14 protein-coding genes are annotated in these 20,386 nt (G+C 60.8%); 7 read left to right on the forward strand and 7 right to left on the reverse strand.

Annotated features, from left to right (window positions below):
• Positions 1-17: 17 nt before the first annotated feature.
• Complete coding sequence (locus tag FHT78_RS28190) at positions 18-3,329, forward strand: alpha/beta fold hydrolase (protein ID WP_183749841.1); 3,312 nt, start codon at positions 18-20, stop codon at positions 3,327-3,329.
• Positions 3,330-3,344: 15 nt separating this feature from the next.
• Here the strand turns inward: FHT78_RS28190 and FHT78_RS28195 are convergent, their stop codons facing one another.
• The 3 genes from FHT78_RS28195 to FHT78_RS28205 all read right to left on the reverse strand — a co-directional run bounded on the left by FHT78_RS28195 (position 3,345) and on the right by FHT78_RS28205 (position 5,830).
• Complete coding sequence (locus FHT78_RS28195; RefSeq protein ID WP_183749842.1) at positions 3,345-4,511, reverse strand: glycosyltransferase family 4 protein; 1,167 nt, start codon at positions 4,509-4,511, stop codon at positions 3,345-3,347.
• Between the two features lie 103 nt (positions 4,512-4,614).
• Positions 4,615-4,851, reverse strand: a complete 237-nt coding sequence (locus FHT78_RS28200; RefSeq protein WP_007825394.1) for an Lrp/AsnC ligand binding domain-containing protein — start codon at positions 4,849-4,851, stop codon at positions 4,615-4,617.
• 70 nt (positions 4,852-4,921) lie between these two features.
• Entirely contained in the window at positions 4,922-5,830 is a 909-nt protein-coding gene (locus FHT78_RS28205; protein ID WP_183749843.1) for a LysR family transcriptional regulator, read from the reverse strand.
• Between the two features lie 103 nt (positions 5,831-5,933).
• On the opposite strand from FHT78_RS28205, the gene FHT78_RS28210 reads away from it, so the two are divergent.
• From FHT78_RS28210 to FHT78_RS28235, 6 genes are all read left to right on the forward strand, one after another.
• Complete coding sequence (locus FHT78_RS28210) at positions 5,934-7,340, forward strand: VOC family protein (RefSeq protein ID WP_183749844.1); 1,407 nt, start codon at positions 5,934-5,936, stop codon at positions 7,338-7,340.
• A gap of 69 nt (positions 7,341-7,409) precedes the next feature.
• Positions 7,410-8,693 (forward strand): FAD-binding oxidoreductase, encoded by a 1,284-nt coding sequence (locus FHT78_RS28215; protein WP_183749845.1) that lies wholly within the window; start codon positions 7,410-7,412, stop codon positions 8,691-8,693.
• Positions 8,694-8,718: 25 nt separating this feature from the next.
• Positions 8,719-10,257, forward strand: a complete 1,539-nt coding sequence (locus FHT78_RS28220; protein WP_183749846.1) for an aldehyde dehydrogenase family protein — start codon at positions 8,719-8,721, stop codon at positions 10,255-10,257.
• Positions 10,258-10,463: 206 nt separating this feature from the next.
• Positions 10,464-11,489, forward strand: a complete 1,026-nt coding sequence (locus tag FHT78_RS28225; RefSeq protein WP_183749847.1) for an iron ABC transporter substrate-binding protein — start codon at positions 10,464-10,466, stop codon at positions 11,487-11,489.
• A 150-nt stretch (positions 11,490-11,639) separates the two neighbouring features.
• Positions 11,640-13,220 (forward strand): iron ABC transporter permease, encoded by a 1,581-nt coding sequence (locus tag FHT78_RS28230; protein ID WP_210289958.1) that lies wholly within the window; start codon positions 11,640-11,642, stop codon positions 13,218-13,220.
• The gene (locus FHT78_RS28235) at positions 13,217-14,254 is read left to right on the forward strand and encodes an ABC transporter ATP-binding protein (protein WP_183749849.1); all 1,038 of its coding nucleotides are present in this window, start codon (positions 13,217-13,219) and stop codon (positions 14,252-14,254) included. The genes FHT78_RS28230 and FHT78_RS28235 overlap by 4 nt, the downstream gene beginning before the upstream one ends.
• Before the next feature lie 102 nt (positions 14,255-14,356).
• Here FHT78_RS28235 and FHT78_RS28240 read toward each other — a convergent pair whose 3' ends face one another.
• From FHT78_RS28240 to FHT78_RS28255, 4 genes are all read right to left on the reverse strand, one after another.
• A complete protein-coding gene (locus tag FHT78_RS28240; protein ID WP_183749850.1) occupies positions 14,357-15,688 on the reverse strand; it encodes a glucoamylase family protein in 1,332 nt (443 codons plus the stop codon).
• Positions 15,689-15,944: 256 nt separating this feature from the next.
• Positions 15,945-17,783, reverse strand: a complete 1,839-nt coding sequence (locus FHT78_RS28245) for an ABC transporter ATP-binding protein (protein ID WP_183749851.1) — start codon at positions 17,781-17,783, stop codon at positions 15,945-15,947.
• 39 nt (positions 17,784-17,822) lie between these two features.
• On the reverse strand, positions 17,823-18,578 hold the full coding sequence (locus tag FHT78_RS28250; RefSeq protein WP_183749852.1) for a DUF1028 domain-containing protein: 756 nt from the start codon (positions 18,576-18,578) through the stop codon (positions 17,823-17,825).
• Between the two features lie 2 nt (positions 18,579-18,580).
• On the reverse strand, positions 18,581-20,365 hold the full coding sequence (locus tag FHT78_RS28255; RefSeq protein WP_183749853.1) for a gamma-glutamyltransferase family protein: 1,785 nt from the start codon (positions 20,363-20,365) through the stop codon (positions 18,581-18,583).
• Positions 20,366-20,386: the final 21 nt, after the last annotated feature.

The following is a 20,386-nucleotide window of genomic DNA, read 5'->3' on the forward strand; positions in this document are numbered from 1 at the left end:
TTCTGGCGGATGGACGGATGTCGAAGGGCATTATTGCAAATTCGGTGATGAATGCGGCGGCGGGTATGCTGCTTCTGGTGACGGGGTTCGCGTCCTCGATCATAACTGCACGCCTGCTCGGCCCCGAGGCCAACGGTATCGTCGCCTTTTCACTCTGGCTCGTCGTCACAGGGGCCTCGATTGCTGAGCTCGGCTCCAGCATCACGCTTCTGAAGACACTGCCGCAGCTTTCGGCGCAGGGCTACAGCTTCGAGCAACGCAGAGGATTTGCCTCGATCCTCGTCACCTTCATGGTCTGCTCCACGTTGGTGCTACTGGGGCTTTATGCTCTGTTCTTCCTGACATCGGAGGAAATGCATTGGGCCGACACCGCACCGTCGGTGGCGCTTGTGACAGGCATCCTCTTCTTCGTCCAGGCGATCGGCTCTTTCGTTAAATTTTACCTCATTGGCGAAAAGCGGCTCGGCACGTTCTTCCAGCTGACGCTGATCGTCTCGGTTTTCCAGCTTGTGGGCGTCGCGGTCGGTGCCGTCTTTTACGGTGTGCAGGGCGTGCTTGTCGGCTATGCGCTCGGCCAGCTCGTGCTTTTCGTCGCTACCTTGCCGATCCTCTTTGCTCGTCGTGACCGCTGCGGTGTCTCGCTCAAATATCTGGCGTCGTCGTCGGTCATCCTGTCGATGCAATTCATCATCGATTCGATCTTCCTAAACCGTATCGAACTGCTTTTCCTGCAGCAGTTCTGGTCGGTGGAAATGGTCGGCTTCTACGCTGCCGGCCTGTCGATCGCCAATATCGCGCTGCAGCTTCCGATCCAGATGAGCGGTAGCCTGCTCCCCTATTATTCGGAACGACGGCACACCAGCGCCGACTCGAAGTTCCCGGTCGACGCCTTTGCCGCTGTCATCCGCAGCATGGCCTATATCGTGCTGCCTATGAGTCTGGGGCTTGCCGCGATCTCTACCGAACTTGTGCATGTCGTCTTCGGCGAAGCCTTCGACCGAAGCGGTGGAGTGGTCGCTCTGCTTGCGCTTGTCGCGCCTGCCTACACTCTCATGCAGGTTCTCAGCCTGTACCTGCTCTCAATCGACAAAGCCAATGTACGGTTGAAAATCAGTGTGATAGGTGGCCTTCTTATGGTAGTAGGTTGTTTACTCATCGTACCTAGTCTGGCCGCCGAGGGTGCCGCGCTTGTGCGCATAGCCGTATTCGTTGCGATGTCGGTAATGATGGTCAGACAAACGGGATTCGGAACGCAGCTTTCGGGTCTTTATCTCAGCCTTACGAAGATTACTCTCGCGGCGGTATTTTGCGCCTGCGGTGCGATTACTGCACTTGAGCTCGTCCAGGGGCTTGTCGGCCTTGTCGCGGCGATCATCGCTGGTACATTTGCGTATTTTGCTGCGTTGAAAGTCCTCCGTGCCGTTCCTGCCGAAGATATCCAGGTGCTGCGCTCGATCCTCGACAAGATGCCCGCATTGCTGCAGGGACCGGCAAGACGCGCGGTCAGTTTCATCACTGCGCCGACCCCAGAAGGAGAAGAGAAGAAGCCTGATAACGAAGAGTTCTCGCGTGAACCGGCGGAAGGCGCCGGCCGCTCCGCTGCTCTTCCCGTTGTCTTTGATGGCACGATTGGTCTTTTCATGCCGGAAAAGGCTGACGTTGCAAAACGCTCGGCTGCTGTCCTGTTCGTCAGCCCCTGGGGTTTCGAGGAAATGTGCACGCGGAAATTCTATCGCGTCGCGGCGGAGCATTTCTCCGACGTTGGCGTGCCGAGCCTGCGTTTCGACTACACGGGTACGGGTGATGCGCTCGATTTTGGCGATCAGACACCCAGTCTGGAAATCTGGAAGAATTCCATCCGCGCAGCCGCTGCAAAATTGAAGACGCTCAGCGGTTGCTCGCAGATTATTCTTGTCGGCCAGGGTCTCGGCGGCACGCTTGCTCATCTCACCGGCCACACGATCGAGGGCGTCGACAGTATCGTGCTGCTTGCGCCTGTCCTCAGCGGCAGGGGGCATCTGCGTGAAATCAATATGTGGTCGCGGATCATCCATGCCGACCTCGGTCTCGGCAAGGAGCATGCACCAAGCGCCCAGGTTCAGATCGCCGGCCTGACCCTGCCAGACGCGATTGCTGCGGAAATCGGCAAGCTCAATATCAGTTCACCGCAGGAGCTTTCGGCGCCGAATTACCTGATCCTCGAACGCCCGGTTCGGGTTGATGATATGGCCTTCGCTGACTCCCTGAAGGCACTTGGCGGTAACGTCGAGCAGCGGGTTTTCGAAGGCTATGACGAGCTGGTCACGAACCCGCTCTTTGCCAAGACGCCGATGGCAGTCATCAAGCTGCTTGCCGAATGGCTTGTCGAGACAACCGCGCCTGCTGGGTCCGTCGGTCACTCTTCGCAGGAGGTCGAAAACCGGCCGCTCGCAGGTGACGGTTTTGAGGAGATTCCGGTTCGTTTCGGCGCGTTCCAGCATCTGATCGGCGTCGTCAGCCGGCCTCAAGGCGAGATCAAGGGTAACGCCGTGCTCTTCATGTCGACGGCCTATGACCGGCATGCCGGCTGGGGCCGGACGACTGTCGATATGGCGCGCGAGCTCGCTCGCCAGGGCGTCGTTTCGCTGCGCTTCGATTCCGCCAACGTCGGCGACAGCGTCCCCCGCCCGGATGCGCCGGAACAGGTTCTCTATTCCGCGACACAGACGGAAGACGCGCTCGCCTCGCTGGATCTTTTGGAAAGCTTCGTTGCCGGACCGATCATGGTCGCGGGTCGCTGCAGCGGCGGTTATGTAGCCCTGCGCGCCGGCATCGAGGATGAGCGGCTGAAGGCGATCGTTTCCATCAATCCCTTCGTCTACTACTGGGATCCCGAGATGCCGGTGCGACGCGAACATGTCGTCTCAGTTCCGCGCAGCGTCGACGATTACGGTCAGCGGATGATGCGGCTCGACACGGTCAAGCGGCTGTTGCGCGGCGAGGTCGATGTCTTTGCGGCCCTGCAGAACATCTTCATCGCGATCGGTCGCCGGCTTTCGCCGCGCATCGCGCCGCTCGTGGAACTCATTCCGGGCCGCCGTCATATCGCACGCCAGGTGCGTCAGTCTTTTGCGGCACTCGGCAAACGCAAGGTGCCGCTGACGCTGATCTACAGCGAAGGCGATGTCGGTCTCGACCACATGTATTTCCACTTCGGCCCGCGCGGCCACAAGTTTGCCAAGCACCCGAATGTGCGGTTGGTGATGCTGCAGGATGCCGATCACAATCTGACGCCGCCGGAATCGCGCAAGCTGGTGCTGGAGGAGATCGTCCGGCTGGCGAAAGCCTGAGAATTTCCTGATCTTTTAAGTGGCAATGCCGATTGAGCGGTAGAGGTCCATATACCGTTCCGCAACGGCATCCCACGAATAGGCATGGGCGGCTTGCATGAGGCTCTTCCGTAAGGACGAACCCTCGACGGTGACGTTGCGATAGGCTTTCTCGACCGCATCCGCCGCCAGTTCCGGCTTCGTGAAGTCGGCGAGGATGATTTCCTCATGCCGCCGGGCGAGCGCGCGATAGGCCTCGTTGGTGTTGAGGACCGGTTGCAGGCCAGCGCTCATCGCTTCCAGCGCAACGATTCCGAAACCTTCATATTCCGATGCCGAAGCCATGAGTGATGCCTTGGCAATGATGCCGCGGATCGCGTGATCGTCCGGCGAAACGGTCAGGGTTACGGATGCTTGCAACGATCTTGAGGCAATCTCCCGCCTGACGTCAGCGGCATCAAGATCGGATTCGGCGCCGATAATGTCGAGATGCCAGTCGGCATGACGTTTTAGGAGTGCGGCCATCGCGTCCAGCAGAAGATCGAGCCGTTTGTTTACGGAGAAGCGGCCGATCGTGACGATGCGCCGCTCGGGCGTGCGCGAGGCGGCATCGGCGAATTTGCCGATATCGGCACCATTCTCGATGGTCATGCCATCGGGGACGATCTGGACGAACTGGCTGAGATCCGACGCGCTGCAGCAGACGACGCGTCGATAGGCGATCGCCGAGAGCCGCGTCAGCGTTCTGAACCAGACTTTCTTGATGACAAGGAATTTCTTCGTGTGAAAGAAACCGCCGTGGGTCGTGACAACCATGGGCTTGCGGTGCAGGAATCTGCCCCAGGCGAGGGCATCGAAGAAGAAGTCGATTGCATGGACATGGATGAGATCGGCATCGCCGATATGGCGGAAGACCTGTGGTGCTATCGGATAGCGGCTGCTGCCGGACCAGGGGATGCGGACAACCTCGATGCCGTCGATGGTTTCGCGCGCCGGAAGCTTGTCGTCAGGAGCGGTAAAGAGCGAATCGAGCGTGACGACACGGACGCGGTATCCGCGTTTCAGGGTCTGGCGGGCGAGATTGGCGACCACATCCTCAAGGCCGCCGCGGTTGGGCAGAAACTGCCGTACGACGTGCACGATGAGGGGCGCAGCTTTCGGCTGCGGGCTGTTCTCGACGGTCTCTACCACGGAGAGGGACATTTCCCACCTGTTCTCTATGGGAATGACCAGCCATACCGAGCCTTAAGGTGCGGTATATGAGGAAGTGATCCTTCCGGCTTTATTGGTGGGATGGTTAATCGCTTCAGAATGCCTTGAAGGTCAATGTCGTCAGCGAGCGAACGATGCCGGGGATGTTGGCAATGTTGTCGTTGATGAACTTGCCGATATCCTGACCTTCCTCGATGTAGACCTTGAGCAGCAGGTCGTAGTTGCCTGACGTCGAATAGAGCTCCGAGACCAGCTCGGTCTTGTAGATGGCGTCGGCGACCTCGTAGGTCTTGCCGGGCGCGCACTGGAGCTGGACGAAAATCGGCTTCATGGGAATTTCCTGCATCGAATTCTGATGGCGCGCATAATGGTCGAAAGCGCGGCTGCGATGCAAGCCTTCCTTACGTTTCAGAACCCGAACGGGCTTCGGAGACGATCCAATCACGGAAAGCGGCAAGCGGGGCGTAATCGGCACGTTCCGGCGGAAAGGCGAGATAATAACGCTCGCGGCTCTCCATCTCGCGGTCGACGGCTGCGACGAGATCGCCGCGCTTCAGCTCTTCCTGGATGAGGAAAGTCGGCAGCAGGGCGACACCGAGGCCGGCGATCGCCGCCTGTGCTGCCGTCGCAAACTGGTCGAACAGCATGCCGTGGACGCTTTCGAAGGTGACGCCGTTATCGGCAAACCAGCGCTCCCAGGCATCAGGCCGCGTCGTCAGATGCAAAAGGGGCATCGTCAGCAGGTCTTCCGCGCGGGAGATCGCATTGCGTTTGAGGAAATTCGGGCTGCAGGCGGGCAGCGTGCGTTCCGACATCAGAAGGGTGAGTTCCGCGCCTGGCCAGTGGGGATGACCGAAGTGGATGGCGGCATCAATGGAATCGAGCCGGAAATCGAAGGAGGAGAGCCGGGTCACGAGATTGATCGTGACGCCCGGATTGCCGGCAAGGAAGCGGCCAAGGCGCGGCGCCAGCCAACGGGTGCCGAAGGTCGGCAGAATGGCGAGGTTCAAAGTACCGCCATGCGGATTAGCACGCAGGTTCAGCGAGGCGCTGGAGATACGGCGGAGTGCCTCGCGGATCTCCCGCGCGTAAGCATCTCCGGCAAGAGTAAGTCGCACCGTCTGGCGCTCGCGCAGGAAAAGCTCGACGCCGAGTTGCTCCTCCAGCGTCTTGATCTGGCGGCTGACGGCGCTCTGCGTCAGGTCGAGTTCGCGTGCTGCTGCCGTTACGCTGCCGGTTCGCGCCACTGCCTCGAAGGCGGCGAGATGCGAAATCGACGGCAAAAAACGTCTTGCTGAAAGCATGATCATTCCATCTCAGAATGAACTATTTCCGAAACGTCGATATTCACGGCTTGATAGCCCTTGTAAAGAACTTCATCCTGCAAAATCGGAATGAACGCGGAGTTTCCTCATGCCCGGCGCTTTCGTCTCCACGGATCGCATCCGTTCGCTTTTCACCGACGCAATGTCGCAGATGTACCGGACGGAGGTGCCGCAATACGGGGCGCTGATCGAACTTGTGGGGGAGGTCAACGCCGAAGTCCTCGCGAAAGACCAGGAACTCAGCGAGCGGCTTCGGCATGCAGGTGAGCTCGAGCGCATCGATGTCGAGCGCCACGGTGCGATCCGTCTCGGAACGGCTGAGGAACTCTTCACAATCCGACGGCTCTTTGCCGTCATGGGTATGCAGTCGGTCGGTTATTACGATCTTTCGGTCGCCGGTGTTCCCGTGCATTCTACCTGCTTCAGGCCTGTCGAAGAAAAGGCGCTGAACATCAATCCGTTCCGTGTCTTTACTTCTCTGTTGCGGCTGGAATTGATCGAAGACGAAGAGTTGCGCGCTGAAGCCGCGGCAATGCTCGCCAGACGGCGCGTCTACACACCGCGTGCCATCGCCCTCATCGAACAGAATGAGAAGGCCGGCGGTCTGACGGAAGCGGAAGCCGCAGAATTTGTTGCCGAGGCCCTGGAAACCTTCCGCTGGCACGGCGAGGCGACGGTCAGCGCCGAGACCTACAAACGTCTGCATGATGCGCATCGCCTCATTGCCGATGTCGTCAGTTTCAAGGGGCCGCATATCAACCATCTGACGCCGCGCACCCTCGATATTGATGAGGTGCAGCGGCGCATGCCAGAGCGCGGCATCACGCCCAAGGCCGTCATCGAAGGCCCGCCGCGACGCAATTGCGATATCCTGCTGCGGCAGACGAGCTTCAAGGCTCTGGAAGAGCCGATTGCTTTTACCGGCGAGGCCGGGACGAGATCAGGCACGCACACGGCGCGCTTCGGCGAGATCGAACAGCGCGGCGTGGCGCTGACGGCGAAGGGCCGGGCACTCTATGATCGGCTGCTTGCCTCGGTACGAGGCGAAGTGCAGGTCGGTGCATCCGGCGCCAAGGCCGGCGACTACGATGCCGAACTTGCCGAGCGTTTTAAAGCGCTGCCGGACAGCTGGGACGAGTTGCGGCGCGGCGGACTTGCCTTCTTCCACTATTCGGCGACGCCCGAAGGTATTGCGGCCAGGGGAGAACTACCCTCCGATCTGGACGCGTTGATCGCCAAGGGCTATTTGCGGTTCGATCCTATTATCTACGAGGATTTCCTGCCGGTCAGCGCGGCCGGTATCTTTCAGTCGAACCTCGGTACGGATCAGCAGCAGAATTATGCGACACGCTCGAATCGGGATGTCTTCGAAGAGGCGCTCGGCGCAGATGTACAGGACGAGCTCGCGCTTTACGACGAGCGGCAGGCCGCCTCGCTCGACATGGCCATGGAAAAGCTCGGCCTTTCCGGCCTGAAGTTGAAGACGGTCGCCTGACAATCCGCCGCTTCCGCAGAGGCGGGAGCGGCGCTAGAGTACCGATTTCGATCCAGACTGGACTGTCCGATGCTCAATGATCCGCGCTCCCACGGCCTGTGGGAAAAGACTGCTCCCCAGCCGCCCGTCACGTCTGCGCTGGAAGGCGCCACCGAGGCCAATGTCGTCATCGTCGGCGGCGGCTATACCGGCCTTTCCTCCGGCCTGCATCTGGCCGAGGCTGGATCGCGGGTCGTGCTCCTGGAGGCGAAGGAGATCGGTTTCGGCGGCGCAGGCCGCAATGTCGGCCTCATCAATGCCGGCATGTGGGTCATGCCCGATGACCTGCCCGGTGTGCTCGGCCCTGTTTATGGCGAGCGGCTGCTCGATCTGCTCGGCAATGCGCCGCAGCTGGTGATGGCGCTGATCGAAAAGCATGGTATCGCCTGCGAGCTCGAAAAGCAGGGTACGCTGCATTGCGCTGTCGGTCCCGATGGGCTGAAGGAAGTCGAGGAACGCTACAAACAATGGTCGGCGCGTGGTGCACCCGTCGCGTTGCTTGATGCGGATGAGACGGCAAAACGCATCGGTACGAATGCCTATGCCGGATCGCTGCTCGACATGCGGGCCGGCACGCTACAGCCGCTTGCCTATGCGCGCGGGCTTGCCCATGCGGCGCAGAAGGCGGGTGTCGTGTTGCACACGGCAAGCCCTGTTATCGCAACCGACCGGCAGGGCAGCCGCTGGGTGGTCAAGACGGCACGCGGACAGGTGAGCGCCGACTGGATTATCGTGGCGACCGACGCCTACAGTACCGGCCCCTGGGAGCAGGTGCGCAGCGAGCAGGTGTTTCTGCCCTATTTCAATTTCGCCACCGTGCCGCTCGGCCACAACCTACGCCGCTCGATCCTGCCCAATCGCGAGGGTGTGTGGGATACAAAGGAAATCCTCTCCTCCTTCCGGATGGATCAGGCTGGCCGCCTGGTCTTCGGGAGTGTCGGGGCGCTGCGCAACACCGGCCTTTCCGTGCACAAAGGCTGGGCCAAGCGCTCGCTGAAGCGGCTCTTCCCCGAGATCGGCGATATCGAATTCGAATGTGAATGGTACGGACAGATCGGCATGACCGACAATGCGCTGCCACGCTTCCACAAATTCGCTCCCAATGTCATCGGCTTTTCGGGCTATAATGGCCGCGGGATCGCGCCGGGGACAGTGTTCGGCCGCACTTTGGCGGAGCATATTCTTGGCCGGATGGCTGAAGCGGATCTGCCTTTGCCGCTGACAGATCCTCGTGAGCCGAGCTTCCGCGCCCTTAAGGAATTATGGTACGAAGCCGGCGCTCAGGTCGCCCATTTCGCCGATGCCCGTTTCTGAGAACAACAAGACTGGAACCAAGACAATGACCATCGCCGTCCTCGATCTCGCCACCGAAACCGCCAAGCTGCTCGCCGATCTCGGCGTCGATGCCAACAGATACACCGGCGGTACGCTTTCGGTGACATCACCGATCACGGGCAAGGAAATCGGAAAGCTGAAGGAGCATTCTGTTACCGACGCCAAGGCGGCGATCGATGCGGCGCACACGGCTTTCCTCGAATGGCGTGGCGTTCCGGCACCCAAGCGTGGCGAGCTGATCCGCCTGCTCGGCGAAGAGTTGCGTGCCTCCAAGGTAGCGCTTGGCCGCCTCGTCTCGATCGAAGTCGGCAAGATCACCTCCGAAGGCCTCGGTGAGGTGCAGGAAATGATCGATATCTGCGATTTCGCCGTCGGCCTTTCCCGCCAGCTCTACGGCCTGACGATCGCCACCGAACGTGCCGAGCACCGGATGATGGAAAGCTGGCATCCGCTCGGCGCCATCGGCATCATCTCGGCGTTCAATTTCCCTGTGGCCGTCTGGTCGTGGAATGCGGCACTCGCCATCGTCTGCGGCAATTCCACCGTCTGGAAGCCTTCGGAAAAGACGCCGCTGACGGCGCTTGCCGTGCAGGCGCTGTTCGAGAAAGCACTGAAGCGTTTTGTTGCTGAAGGTGGCAAGGCGCCGGCAAATCTCTCGACGCTCTTGATCGGCGGGCGCGAGGTAGGAGAAGTGCTGGTCGACCATCCGAAGATCCCCCTCGTTTCGGCCACCGGCTCAACGGCCATGGGCCGCGCGGTCGGTCCGCGTCTGTCGCAGCGCTTTGCCCGCGCGATCCTGGAACTCGGCGGCAACAATGCCGCAATCGTCTGCCCGACGGCTGACCTCGATCTGACGCTGCGGGGCGTTGCCTTCGCGGCGATGGGCACGGCTGGCCAGCGCTGCACAACGCTGCGCCGTCTCTTCGTGCATGAGAGCGTCTATGACCAGCTCGTTCCGCGGCTGAAGAAGGCTTATGGCTCGGTGACGATCGGCAATCCGCTGGACACGGGTACTCTGGTCGGCCCGCTGATCGACGGGCAGGCCTTCGAGAAGATGCAGGCGGCCCTCGGCCAGGCAAAGGCTGCCGGTGGCGCCGTCGTCGGTGGTGAGCGTGTCGACAATGATTCGGCAGAAGCGTTCTATGTTCGCCCCGCACTCGTCGAAATGCCCGCGCAGACCGGCCCGGTCGAGCAGGAAACCTTCGCTCCGATCCTCTACGTCATCAAGTACAGCGATTTCGACGCCGTGCTAGAGTTGCACAACGCCGTTCCGCAGGGCCTGTCATCCTCGATCTTCACCAACAACATGCGCGAAGCGGAGACCTTCCTGTCCTCGCGGGGTTCGGATTGCGGCATTGCCAATGTCAATATTGGTCCGTCCGGTGCTGAGATCGGCGGAGCCTTTGGCGGCGAGAAGGAGACCGGCGGCGGCCGTGAATCCGGTTCAGATGCCTGGAAGGCTTACATGCGACGCTCCACCAACACCGTCAATTACGGCAAGACCCTGCCGTTGGCGCAAGGCGTCAAGTTCGACGTCGAATAAGTTAACGCATTGGAATCTAAAAAGCGGCGCCTCACTGGCGTCGCTTTTTTTGACAACATCCGGATTTTATTCCCTGCGAAGATGAAAGATTGAGTCAAGATAATTTGATGTTATTTTTGACCTCGAAACTTGAAGTCATCAGTCAACAAAAATATACGCCTCCCATCATCCTTGGGAACTCGGGTGACATCGCCACGGAGGCCATCATGAAAATTGCTTTTAACCGTTTGTCCGGCGCGTTCGCGCTTGCCGCTTCACTTCTTGCCGCCCCTGCGCTCGCAGGCAGTGCCAATGCGCAGGAGTCCGAAGGTATCGTCGTCTATAATGCCCAGCACGAAAGCCTCGGCCGCGAATGGATCGACGCCTTCACCAAGGAGACCGGCATCAAGGTCACCATGCGCCAGGGAAGCGACATGCAGTTCGCCAATCAGATCATCCAGGAAGGCGATGCATCGCCGGCCGACGTGTTCCTCACCGAAAACTCGCCGGCGATGACGCTGGTCGACGGTGCCGGCCTGTTTGCGCCGATCGAGAAGGACACGCTGGATCAGGTTCCCGAGCAGTATCGACCGGCTGACGGCATGTGGACCGGCATCGCCGCCCGCAGCACCGTTTTTGTCTATGACAAGACGAAGCTGACGGAAGACAAGCTGCCGAAGTCGATGGCCGAACTTCAGGATCCGGCCTGGAAGGGCCGCTGGGGTGCCGCACCCGCCGGTGCTGATTTCCAGGCAATCGTCGCGGCCTTCCTGCAGCTGAAGGGTGAAGAAGCCACCAAGGCATGGCTAAAAGGCCTCAAGGACAACGCCACTCCCTACAAGGGCAACAGCGTTGCGATGAAGGCCGTCAACGCCGGTGAAGTCGAGGGCGCGATCATCTATCACTATTATTGGTTCGGCGATCAGGCCAAGACCGGCGAAAACAGCAAAAATGTCGGCCTCCACTATTTCAAGAACCAGGATCCGGGCGCTTTCGTCAGCGTTTCCGGCGGCGGTGTCCTGAAGTCCACGCAGCACATGAAGGAGGCTCAGGCTTTCATCAAGTATCTGACCAGCAAGGCCGGCCAGGCCGTTCTCAAGGATGGCGATTCCTATGAATATGCCGTCGGCAAGGACGCCGCTTCCAACGACAAGCTCACTCCGCTTGCTGACCTTGACGCGCCGAAGGTCGAAGCCTCGACCCTCGACAGCAAGAAGGTCGTGGAGTTGATGACAGCCGCCGGCCTCATCTAACCTTTCTGCCGCAGGCTTCTTCCGGCCAAAACTATTGCTTTTGGCTCAAGAAAACCTTAGGGCAAGACGAAATCCGGCAACCGCTCTTCAAAAGCGGTTGCCTTCCTTTTTCAGCGTGTGAAGGCATCGGCCTTGCTGCAGGACAATAGATTGCTTGCATCCGGCAATAAGGCGCCGGTGACGCCAGGGGCCGCGCGAATGAGTTTGCCGCGCGGGCCCATGCCGCACGCTTCCGTCGTTCTCCTCGCATCGATCGTGGCGATCTTCAGCCTTATGCCGCTCGGCTTCATTGCCTGGGTGACCTATGATGTCGGCTGGGAAACGGTGAAGACGCTGGTCTTCCGCCCGCGTGTCGGCGAGCTTCTCGTCAATACGGTTCTCCTGGAATCGATCACCATTCCGTTGTCTATCGCGCTTGCCGTCACACTCGCCTGGCTGACGGAGCGGACGGATATTCCGTTCGCACGGCTCTGGGCGTGGCTCGCTATTGCCCCGCTTGCCGTGCCGGCCTTCGTGCATTCCTATGCCTGGGTGAGCCTGCTTCCAGGCATGCGCGGGTTGCAGAGCGGCGTTTTCGTTTCGGTGGTGGCCTATTACCCTTTCCTCTACCTGCCGGTTGCCGCCACTCTTCGCCGGCTCGACCCGGCAATCGAGGATGCTGCGGCCTCGCTTGGCCTTGATCCGTGGCGCGTCTTCTTCCGCACGATCCTGCCGCAGCTGCGCCTTGCCATCTGCGGCGGCTCGCTGCTGATCGCGCTGCACCTGATGTCGGAATACGGTCTGTTCGTGATGATCCGCTTCGACACGTTTGCGACCGCGATCGTCGACCAGTTCCAGTCTTCCTATAACAGCCCGGCTTCCAATATGCTCGGCGGCGTGCTCGTCGCCTGCTGCCTGTTCCTGCTCGGGCTCGAGATCCTGTTGCGCGGCAATGAGCGATATGCGCGCGTCGGCTCCGGTTCGGCGCGCCCTGCCGATCGCCGCCGGCTCGGCTGGTTCGTGGCACCTGCCTTGGCACTGCCGATCATTCTCGCAGTGCTGACGCTCGGCGTGCCGCTGATTACGCTCGGTCGCTGGCTTTATCTCGGTGGGCTCGGCATATGGCGTCTCGAAGTCGTGAGCGCCTTTGTGCAGACGATCGTTCTCGCCATTGCCGGCGGCGTGCTGACGACAATCGCCGCCGCCCCCATGGCCTGGCTCTCGGTGCGCGCGCCGGGCCGCCTCCAGCGTATTCTCGAAGCCTGCCACTATTATGTCGGTTCGCTGCCCGGCGTCGTCGTGGCGCTCGCGCTGGTTTCCATCACTGTCCGGCTTATTCTGCCGCTCTACCAGACCTTTGCAACGCTGCTCGTTGCCTACGTGCTGCTGTTCCTGCCGCGCGCCATGGTCGGGCTGCGCGCCAGCATCGCGCAGGCGCCTGTCGAACTGGAGCGCGCAGCAATGGGGCTTGGCCGGACGCCGGGACAGGCAGTGCGCCAGATCACCATGCGGCTCGCAGCGCCGGGGGCCGCAGCCAGCGTGGCACTCGCCGCGCTCGGCATCACCAATGAACTGACGGCGACGCTGATGCTCTCACCGAATGGCGTCGATACACTCGCCACGAAATTCTGGTCAATGACTAGCGAGATCGATTATGTCTCTGCAGCACCCTATGCCTTCATGATGGTCGTGCTGTCGCTGCCGCTTACCCTCATGCTCTATACCCAATCGAAACGGACTGCCGGCCAATGACGCTGCTTACGATCGAAACTATCAGCAAGCGCTACGGCCCGGTTCAAGCCCTGAAGGATATCTCGCTCGAAGTGCAGGCAGGCAGCCGCACGGCGGTCGTCGGTCCCTCCGGTTCCGGCAAGACGACGCTGCTGCGCATCATCGCCGGCTTCGAACAGCCTGATGTCGGGCGGGTGATGCTCGATGGTGAGGTGCTCGCTGACGGGCCGGCCTGTGTTCCCGCCCACAAGCGCGGCATTGGCATCGTCTCGCAGGATGGTGCGCTCTTTCCGCATCTGAGCGTAGCCGAGAATATCGGTTTCGGTTTCGAGCGCGGGGCGCCGGATCGCGAAAAGCGTATTCGCGACCTTCTGGAAATGGTGGAGCTGGAAAACAGTATGCTGGATCGCCGCCCGCACCAGCTTTCGGGCGGCCAGCAGCAGCGTGTGGCGCTTGCCCGCGCGCTCGGTCGCCGTCCGCGCCTCATGCTGCTTGATGAACCCTTTTCTGCGCTGGATACAGGCCTTCGGGAAAACATGCGCAAGGCTGTTGCCCGCGTTCTGCAAACGGCTGGCATCACCGCCGTTCTCGTGACACACGATCAGGGAGAGGCGCTGTCCTTTGCCGATCAGGTTGCGGTCTTGCGTGAAGGGCGGTTGGTGCAGGCCGGCACGCCGCAGACGCTTTATCTCAAACCGCGGGATCGCGAGACGGCGCTTTTCCTTGGCGATGCGGTGATGCTGCCCGCTATCATCAAGAACGGCTTTGCCGATTGCGCGCTTGGCAGTGTGCCGGTTGAGGGGGCGCATCAGGGCAAAGCGGAAATCATGTTGCGGCCGGAGCAGATCCGTGTCGTCGTCGACGAGGCCAACGCGAAGTACGGCGGGCGCGTCGTGGATGTGGAATTCGGTGGCGCAACCTGCACGGTGGCGGTGTCGCTTGCGGCTGTCGCCCTGCCGCCGATCCTGATCAAGACATCAAGCGTGGCATTGCCGACGCGAGGCGATCTCGTTCGCCTCGATATCGCCGGCAAGGCGCACGTCTTTGTGCGGTAAGTTCAGAGCATTTCCGTTTTCTCCGAAACGCGAAAATGCTCCTTCTTTTTATTTTAGCGCAATTCCGGACGCAAAACCGCTGCACACTTTTGCTGGAATTGCTTAACCCGCCTTCAGAACCAGCTCTTGCGGCTCTTCGCCTGCCAGCCAGCCACCGGTAAAGCCAGCGCGCTCGAGGCCGAGGCGGATGACCGGATTCTTGCGCATCAGCTTCCAGATGAAGTCTGAGCGGTCGTTCTCGACCGTCATGACGAGGAGGCCCTGATCTATGGCCACGGTTCGGTCATCGACCCAGCCTTCCGGCCGCTTGGTCTGGACTGTCGGGTTGAAGCCGCCGGGGAAGCCGCCTTCCAGGAGCAGGTTCGGATAGGTCGTCAACAGCGCCTTGGTGCCATCCAGGGCAGCCTGTCGGTCGTAAGGCAGGCAGCCGAGCGCTGCCCAGGGCGCGATCGTGCCATCATCGGGACCAAGCGGAGCACCGCGGGCGGCATAACCCAGTACTTTCGGATTGCGGCCACCGCGCATGCGCCGCGTCGGCGGGGGGCCATCGCAGGCGGTGAAGCCCCAGATATCCTTGCTATAGCCGACGAACTGGCCGGGATTGCGTTCCGCATAATCGCGCTGGACATTGATGACGACCTGCGTGTTACGGAAATAATCCCAGTTCCGCTCAAGCATCGGCTTGTCCTGGATGCCGCGGAAATCGATCCAGGCATGGGAGAAGAGATGGATGAAGAGCGGGCCGGCATAGAGATAGGGCTGCTCGTTGAAGATCATCCACGAATAGCTTGCCGTGAAGGCGTCGTAGCTCGATTGCGGGATCGGGTAGGTCGGTGACGCCAGCGCCAGCGTGTAAAGGATAATCGCTTCATCGAAGCCATGGTAGCGCCAGCGCAGGAAACCCGAAGACGGCTTCCAGCCCATCGAGATACAATCGCCCTTGTTCAGCGCCCAGCGCCAGTCGACGCGCTCGTAGATGAATTTTGCGAGCGCACGGATCTCGGTTTCGGTTTCATCCTCGCCGTCGAAATATTGCGCGGCGGTCAGGATGCCGGCGACGAGCAGAGCGGTATCGATGGTCGAAAGCTCGCTGTTCCAGGCGCGGTTGCCCGTATCCACGTGCAGAAAGTGGTAGAAGAAGCCGCGATGGCCAGTCGCGTGGCGTTCCGTACCCTGCTTGGCGTTGGCAAAAAAGTGCAGCGTGTTGAAAACGCGCTCGGCAGCTTCCGCGCGGCTTATCCAGCCGCGCTCGACGCCAACAGGATAGGAGGAAAGCCCGAAGCCGACTGCGGCGATGCTCGCCGGTACGCCAGGGATAGACGTATCCGGCACGAGGCCGTTTTCAGGATTGGAATATTTCAGGAAATATTTGAACGCTGAATGCTGCAGCCTGTCGACTAGCGCGGCATCAATGTCTTCAATCCGTTGCAGCATGTGCTCCTGCCCAACTGTTCTATCGCCCCATGCTTCAACATGGTGGCTGCCCCACGCAAATCAAACCTTTTTGATTCGCAAGGATAAGAGAACACAAACGTCGGCGATTGGCGTTAATAATTTCCCCGTGAAATAATATCTGGGATAAATGATATAAGCGATGCAGCAAAAGGGATTAAACTGCACTCCCGCGAGGCAGTCCATCCCGTGCAATATCTATCATGCGTAAACTTTCGGTTGAGCCTGATCGACTAACTCAGGCGGCTTCCTCCATCCGCACCATATGGCCTGCTACGACCTCACGAAACTGACGCTTCGGAGGCACGTAACCCGCGGGGCGGACGGGGCTTTTCAGCTCGTCGGTGCCGAGGTTGCGGCGGATGCCGCGTCGGGCGGGATCGGGCACCGGAACAGCCGCCATCAGCTTCTTGGTGTAGGGGTGTTGCGGGTTGCGGAAGAGCTCTTCACGTGGGCCGATTTCGACGATCTCGCCGAGATACATGACCGCAACGCGATGGCTGACGCGTTCGACGACGGCCATGTCGTGGGAGATGAAAAGGAACGCAAGGTTGAGGCTCTGCTGCAGGTCCATCAGCAGATTGCAGACCTGGGCCTTGATCGAAACGTCGAGGGCGGACACACTTTCATCCGCGACGATCACCTTCGGATCGAGCGCAAGGGCGCGGGCGATGCAGATACGCTGGCGCTGGCCGCCGGAAAATTCATGTGGGTAACGCTTCATCATATCGGGCTTCAGGCCGACGCGTTCCAGCAGGTCGGCGGCCTTGTCGCGGGCCTGGGCGCGGGTGCCGAGGCCGTGTTCGACAATGGGTTCGGCGACGGCAGCCCCTATCGTCATGCGCGGATTGAGGCTTGCGAAGGGGTCCTGGAAGATCATCTGGATGCTGCGGCGCATCTGGCGCAGGCTGATCGGGTCGAGGTTCAGCACGTCATAGCCGTCAAGGCTGACAGAGCCTCCATTCGGTTGCACCAGGCGCGTGATCGAGCGTCCGGTCGTGGATTTGCCGCAGCCGGATTCGCCGACGAGGGCCAGCGTCTCGCCCTGGAAGAGTTCGAAGGAAACGTCCTCGACGGCATGAATGGCGCCAGTCTTGCGGCCGAGGAGACCGCCGCGAATATCGAAGCGTGTGACGAGGTTCTTCACTTCAAGGATTGGCGTTTTGCGGCGGTCGACGGTTTCGGCCACTTCCACCGGTTCGCGGCGTTCGCCGGTCGCCGTGTCGATGACAGGGAAACGCAGCGGCCATTTGCGACCATCCATCGAGCCGAGCCGCGGCACGGCAGAGAGCAGGGCGCGCGTATAGGGATGTTTGCCGCGATTGAAGATATCGTCCGTCGTGCCCGTTTCGACCGCTTCGCCGCGATACATGACGATGGTGCGGTCAGCGATCTCGGCGACGACGCCCATGTCATGGGTGATGAAGAGAACGGACATGCCTTCCTCTTCCTGCAGCACCTTGATGAGATCGAGGATCTGGCCCTGGATGGTGACGTCGAGTGCGGTGGTCGGTTCGTCGGCGATCAATAGCTTCGGCCTCGATGCAAGTGCCATGGCAATCATGACACGCTGGCGCATGCCGCCGGAAAACTGGTGCGGATATTCATCGAAGCGGGATGCGGCATTGGGAATGCGCACCTTTTCCAGGAGGCGGATCGTTTCGGCTCTCGCGTCGGCCTTGCTGATGTCGCCATGGCACGTCAGCGCTTCGGAAATCTGCCGGCCAATGGTGAAGATCGGGTTCAGGCTGGTCATCGGTTCCTGAAAGATCATGGCGGCATCCTTGCCGCGCACGGAACGCATCTCCTTGTCGGAGAGGGAAAGAATATCGCGCCCATTGAGCCTGATGCGGCCTTCGACGCGGCTTGAGCCCCTGGTGAGCAGGCGCATGATGGAAAGCGAGGTGACGCTCTTGCCGGACCCGCTCTCGCCGACGATGGCGACTGTTTCCCCCGGCATGACATCGAAGGAGACATTGCGGACGACGGATCTCCACTCGCCGTCGGCGAGAAAGGAGGTTGTCAAGTTCCGGACGGAAAGAACCGGAGAGACGGATGTTGCAGGTTGATCACTCATATCGTTCCCTTATTCTTTTTGTGTCAGAGCGCTGGGATTTCAGGTCTTCAAAGGCATGGCAAGTGAAGCGGACGGCCGTCCTTCAGCAATGCGCGCGGCTTCGAGCGCCGCGATCCTTTCATCGATCTCGCGCCTGTCGATCATTCCATTGGGATTGGCCTTCGTCGCCATCGTTTCGGCGACGTGCATGTAGCGTTCTTGCGCTACCGCATAGAGTCGGCGCAATTCCGCGAGCGGGTCAGGATGATCGTCCGCCCTGATGCTGAGCCAGGGATAATCCTGATCACGATGGACGAGGAGGGCGGCAGACTGTTTGCCACGCTTGTCGCCGCCGGCATCCTCGCCGGCCTGCATGGCTTCGAGCAGGCGCTCGATGAAAGGCTTGTCCATTGCCTGCTTGTAGGTGGCAAGCGTCTCGGCGACGACTTGAGGACCTGCCAGCATATTGCCAGCGACGGAAACATTGTCATCAATCAGATGACCGGCCCAGTCGATGCATTTTGCGCCCGTGAAGGCGGCGTTGCGGCCTTGGGCATCGATCAGGTGAAGCTGGCGCTGATCGCGGCCAGCGTCTCGGGCGGTCAGTTCGGCGATGATCTCATCCGGCGCCTTGCCCTCGGCAAGCAGCGCAAGCCCGTCGGTGCCGTAGAGCGGGCTGACGAAGGCCTGGGTGGCGACGGCGCCGATACCACCGCGAATGTGCGGCACCAGGCCGCCAACCGCAAAGAAGCGGGTGGCGACGGCAATGCCGAGATAACCTGTGCTGGGATCGCGGGCGACGATGGACCAGGTCATACCTACCTCCCGACCGCATAGGCCTGCATGAGGCGCGGTGTGGCGGCGGCACGCAACAGCCCGTCGGCATCGCGGCGGGCTGCCGTCAGGCGGCCGATGGTCCAGGGCTCGGCGACGGTGAGCTTGTGGCCGCGGGCACGCAGACTGTCGAGTACGGCAGCGCTGAAATTGCCTTCCACCATCAGACCGCCCGGTTCACGTGTGCGCGGATAGAAGGAGCCGGGGAAATGCGAGGTGTGGAAGAGGGGCTGGTCGATTGCCGCCTGCAGGTTCATCTTGTGGTGCACATAGCGTAGGAAGAAGGAGAGCTGCCACTGTTCCTGCTGGTCGCCGCCGGGCGTGCCGAAGGCGAGCGTCGGGCGGCCTTCATAAAGGGCGAGCGAAGGTGTCAGTGTCGTGCGCGGGCGCTTGCCGGGAGCGAGCGATGTCGGCAGTCCGGGCTTCAGCCAGAACATCTGGGCGCGCGAATTCAGGCAGAAGCCGAGGCCTGGAATGGTCGGCGAGGATTGCAGCCAACCGCCCGAGGGGGTGACCGAGACCATGTTGCCTTCGCGGTCGATAACGTCGATATGGACGGTGTCGCCGCGCTTTTCCGTCAGGTGCGCCATGGTCGGCTCGTAGACGGCGCCGGTCTTGGAATCGGCGCCGAGCATCTCCATTGTTGCGTCATATTGCCGCTCGAAGCCGGGCAGCTTGCCAGGACGCAGGTCGAAGGAGGTTTCGCTGGTAATCAGTTTTCGGCGGGCGGCGGCGTAGGCGTCGGAGAGCAGGTGATCAAGCGGCACGTCAGCGAAGTCTGGGTCGCCGTAGTAGACCTCGCGATCTGCGAAGGCGAGCTTCATGGCTTCGGCCACGGTATGGACGAAATCGGCGCCATCAGGCGCCATCGAGGCGATGTCCATATCCTTAAGTATCGAGAGGGTCTGCAGGAAGACCGGACCCTGACCCCACGGGCCGATCTTGGCGACGGTCCAGCCATGATAGTCGTAAGTCTGCGGCTCTTCGATCGTTGCCGACCAGTTTGCCATGTCATCCGCCGTCAACACTGCCTTGTGGCGGCTGCCGCTTGCATCCATTACTTCGGCGATCTTTAAATAACTTGCGATCTTCTCGGCGACGAAGCCGCGATAGAAGGCGTCTCGGGCAGCTTCGATCTGCGCCTCGCGGCCCTGCTTTGCTTCCGCTTCTGAAATGATGCGTTTCCAGGTTTCCGCGAGAACCGGGTTCTTGAAGCTGGAGTGCGGTTCGGGGACCGAGCCGCCAGGCACCCAGGTCTCGTAGGAAGTCGGCCATTCCTTTTCAAAGAATTCGGCAAGACCTTTGATGGTCGCGGAGACACGTGGCAGCAGCGGATGGCCGTTTTCGGCGTAGTAGATCGCCGGCTCCAGCACGTCGCGCACGCTCAGCCTGCCATAGTCGCGCAGCATCAGCATCCAGCCGTCGAAGGAGCCGGGAATGACGGTTGCCAGCAGGCCGTCGCCGGGGATCAGCTTCATACCTTCGGACGTATAGTGCTCGATAGTGGCGCCTGCCGGCGCAGGGCCCTGGGCACAGATGACCTCGACCTTGTCCTTTTTCTTGGAATAGATGATCGCCGGCATGTCGCCGCCGGGGCCAACGAGGTGCGGCTCGAGAATCTGTAGGGTGAAGCCGGTCGCAACCGCCGCATCGAAGGCATTGCCGCTCTTTTCCAGGATGCTCATGCCGACGGCCGAAGCAATCCAGTGGGTTGAGGTGACGACGCCGAATGTGCCCAGAATTTCGGGGCGGGTCGTGAATGCGGTCATTTCATATGTCCTTTCGAGAGG

Source organism: Rhizobium sp. BK196 (genome assembly GCF_014193255.1).
Classification (GTDB): Bacteria; Pseudomonadota; Alphaproteobacteria; order Rhizobiales; family Rhizobiaceae; genus Rhizobium.

What these genes read in the sequence shown, in the direction of transcription:
- FHT78_RS28205 (WP_183749843.1), bottom strand. Translation starts at nt 5,830, where the DNA reads ATGATCATGCTTTCAGCAAGACGTTTTTTGCCGTCGATTTCGCATCTC.
- FHT78_RS28200 (WP_007825394.1), bottom strand. Translation starts at nt 4,851, where the DNA reads ATGAAGCCGATTTTCGTCCAGCTCCAGTGCGCGCCCGGCAAGACCTAC.
- FHT78_RS28225 (WP_183749847.1), top strand. Translation starts at nt 10,464, where the DNA reads ATGAAAATTGCTTTTAACCGTTTGTCCGGCGCGTTCGCGCTTGCCGCT.
- FHT78_RS28255 (WP_183749853.1), bottom strand. Translation starts at nt 20,365, where the DNA reads ATGACCGCATTCACGACCCGCCCCGAAATTCTGGGCACATTCGGCGTC.
- FHT78_RS28240 (WP_183749850.1), bottom strand. Translation starts at nt 15,688, where the DNA reads ATGCTGCAACGGATTGAAGACATTGATGCCGCGCTAGTCGACAGGCTG.
- FHT78_RS28210 (WP_183749844.1), top strand. Translation starts at nt 5,934, where the DNA reads ATGCCCGGCGCTTTCGTCTCCACGGATCGCATCCGTTCGCTTTTCACC.
- FHT78_RS28190 (WP_183749841.1), top strand. Translation starts at nt 18, where the DNA reads ATGTCGAAGGGCATTATTGCAAATTCGGTGATGAATGCGGCGGCGGGT.
- FHT78_RS28215 (WP_183749845.1), top strand. Translation starts at nt 7,410, where the DNA reads ATGCTCAATGATCCGCGCTCCCACGGCCTGTGGGAAAAGACTGCTCCC.
- FHT78_RS28245 (WP_183749851.1), bottom strand. Translation starts at nt 17,783, where the DNA reads ATGAGTGATCAACCTGCAACATCCGTCTCTCCGGTTCTTTCCGTCCGG.
- FHT78_RS28235 (WP_183749849.1), top strand. Translation starts at nt 13,217, where the DNA reads ATGACGCTGCTTACGATCGAAACTATCAGCAAGCGCTACGGCCCGGTT.
- FHT78_RS28250 (WP_183749852.1), bottom strand. Translation starts at nt 18,578, where the DNA reads ATGACCTGGTCCATCGTCGCCCGCGATCCCAGCACAGGTTATCTCGGC.
- FHT78_RS28220 (WP_183749846.1), top strand. Translation starts at nt 8,719, where the DNA reads ATGACCATCGCCGTCCTCGATCTCGCCACCGAAACCGCCAAGCTGCTC.
- FHT78_RS28195 (WP_183749842.1), bottom strand. Translation starts at nt 4,511, where the DNA reads ATGTCCCTCTCCGTGGTAGAGACCGTCGAGAACAGCCCGCAGCCGAAA.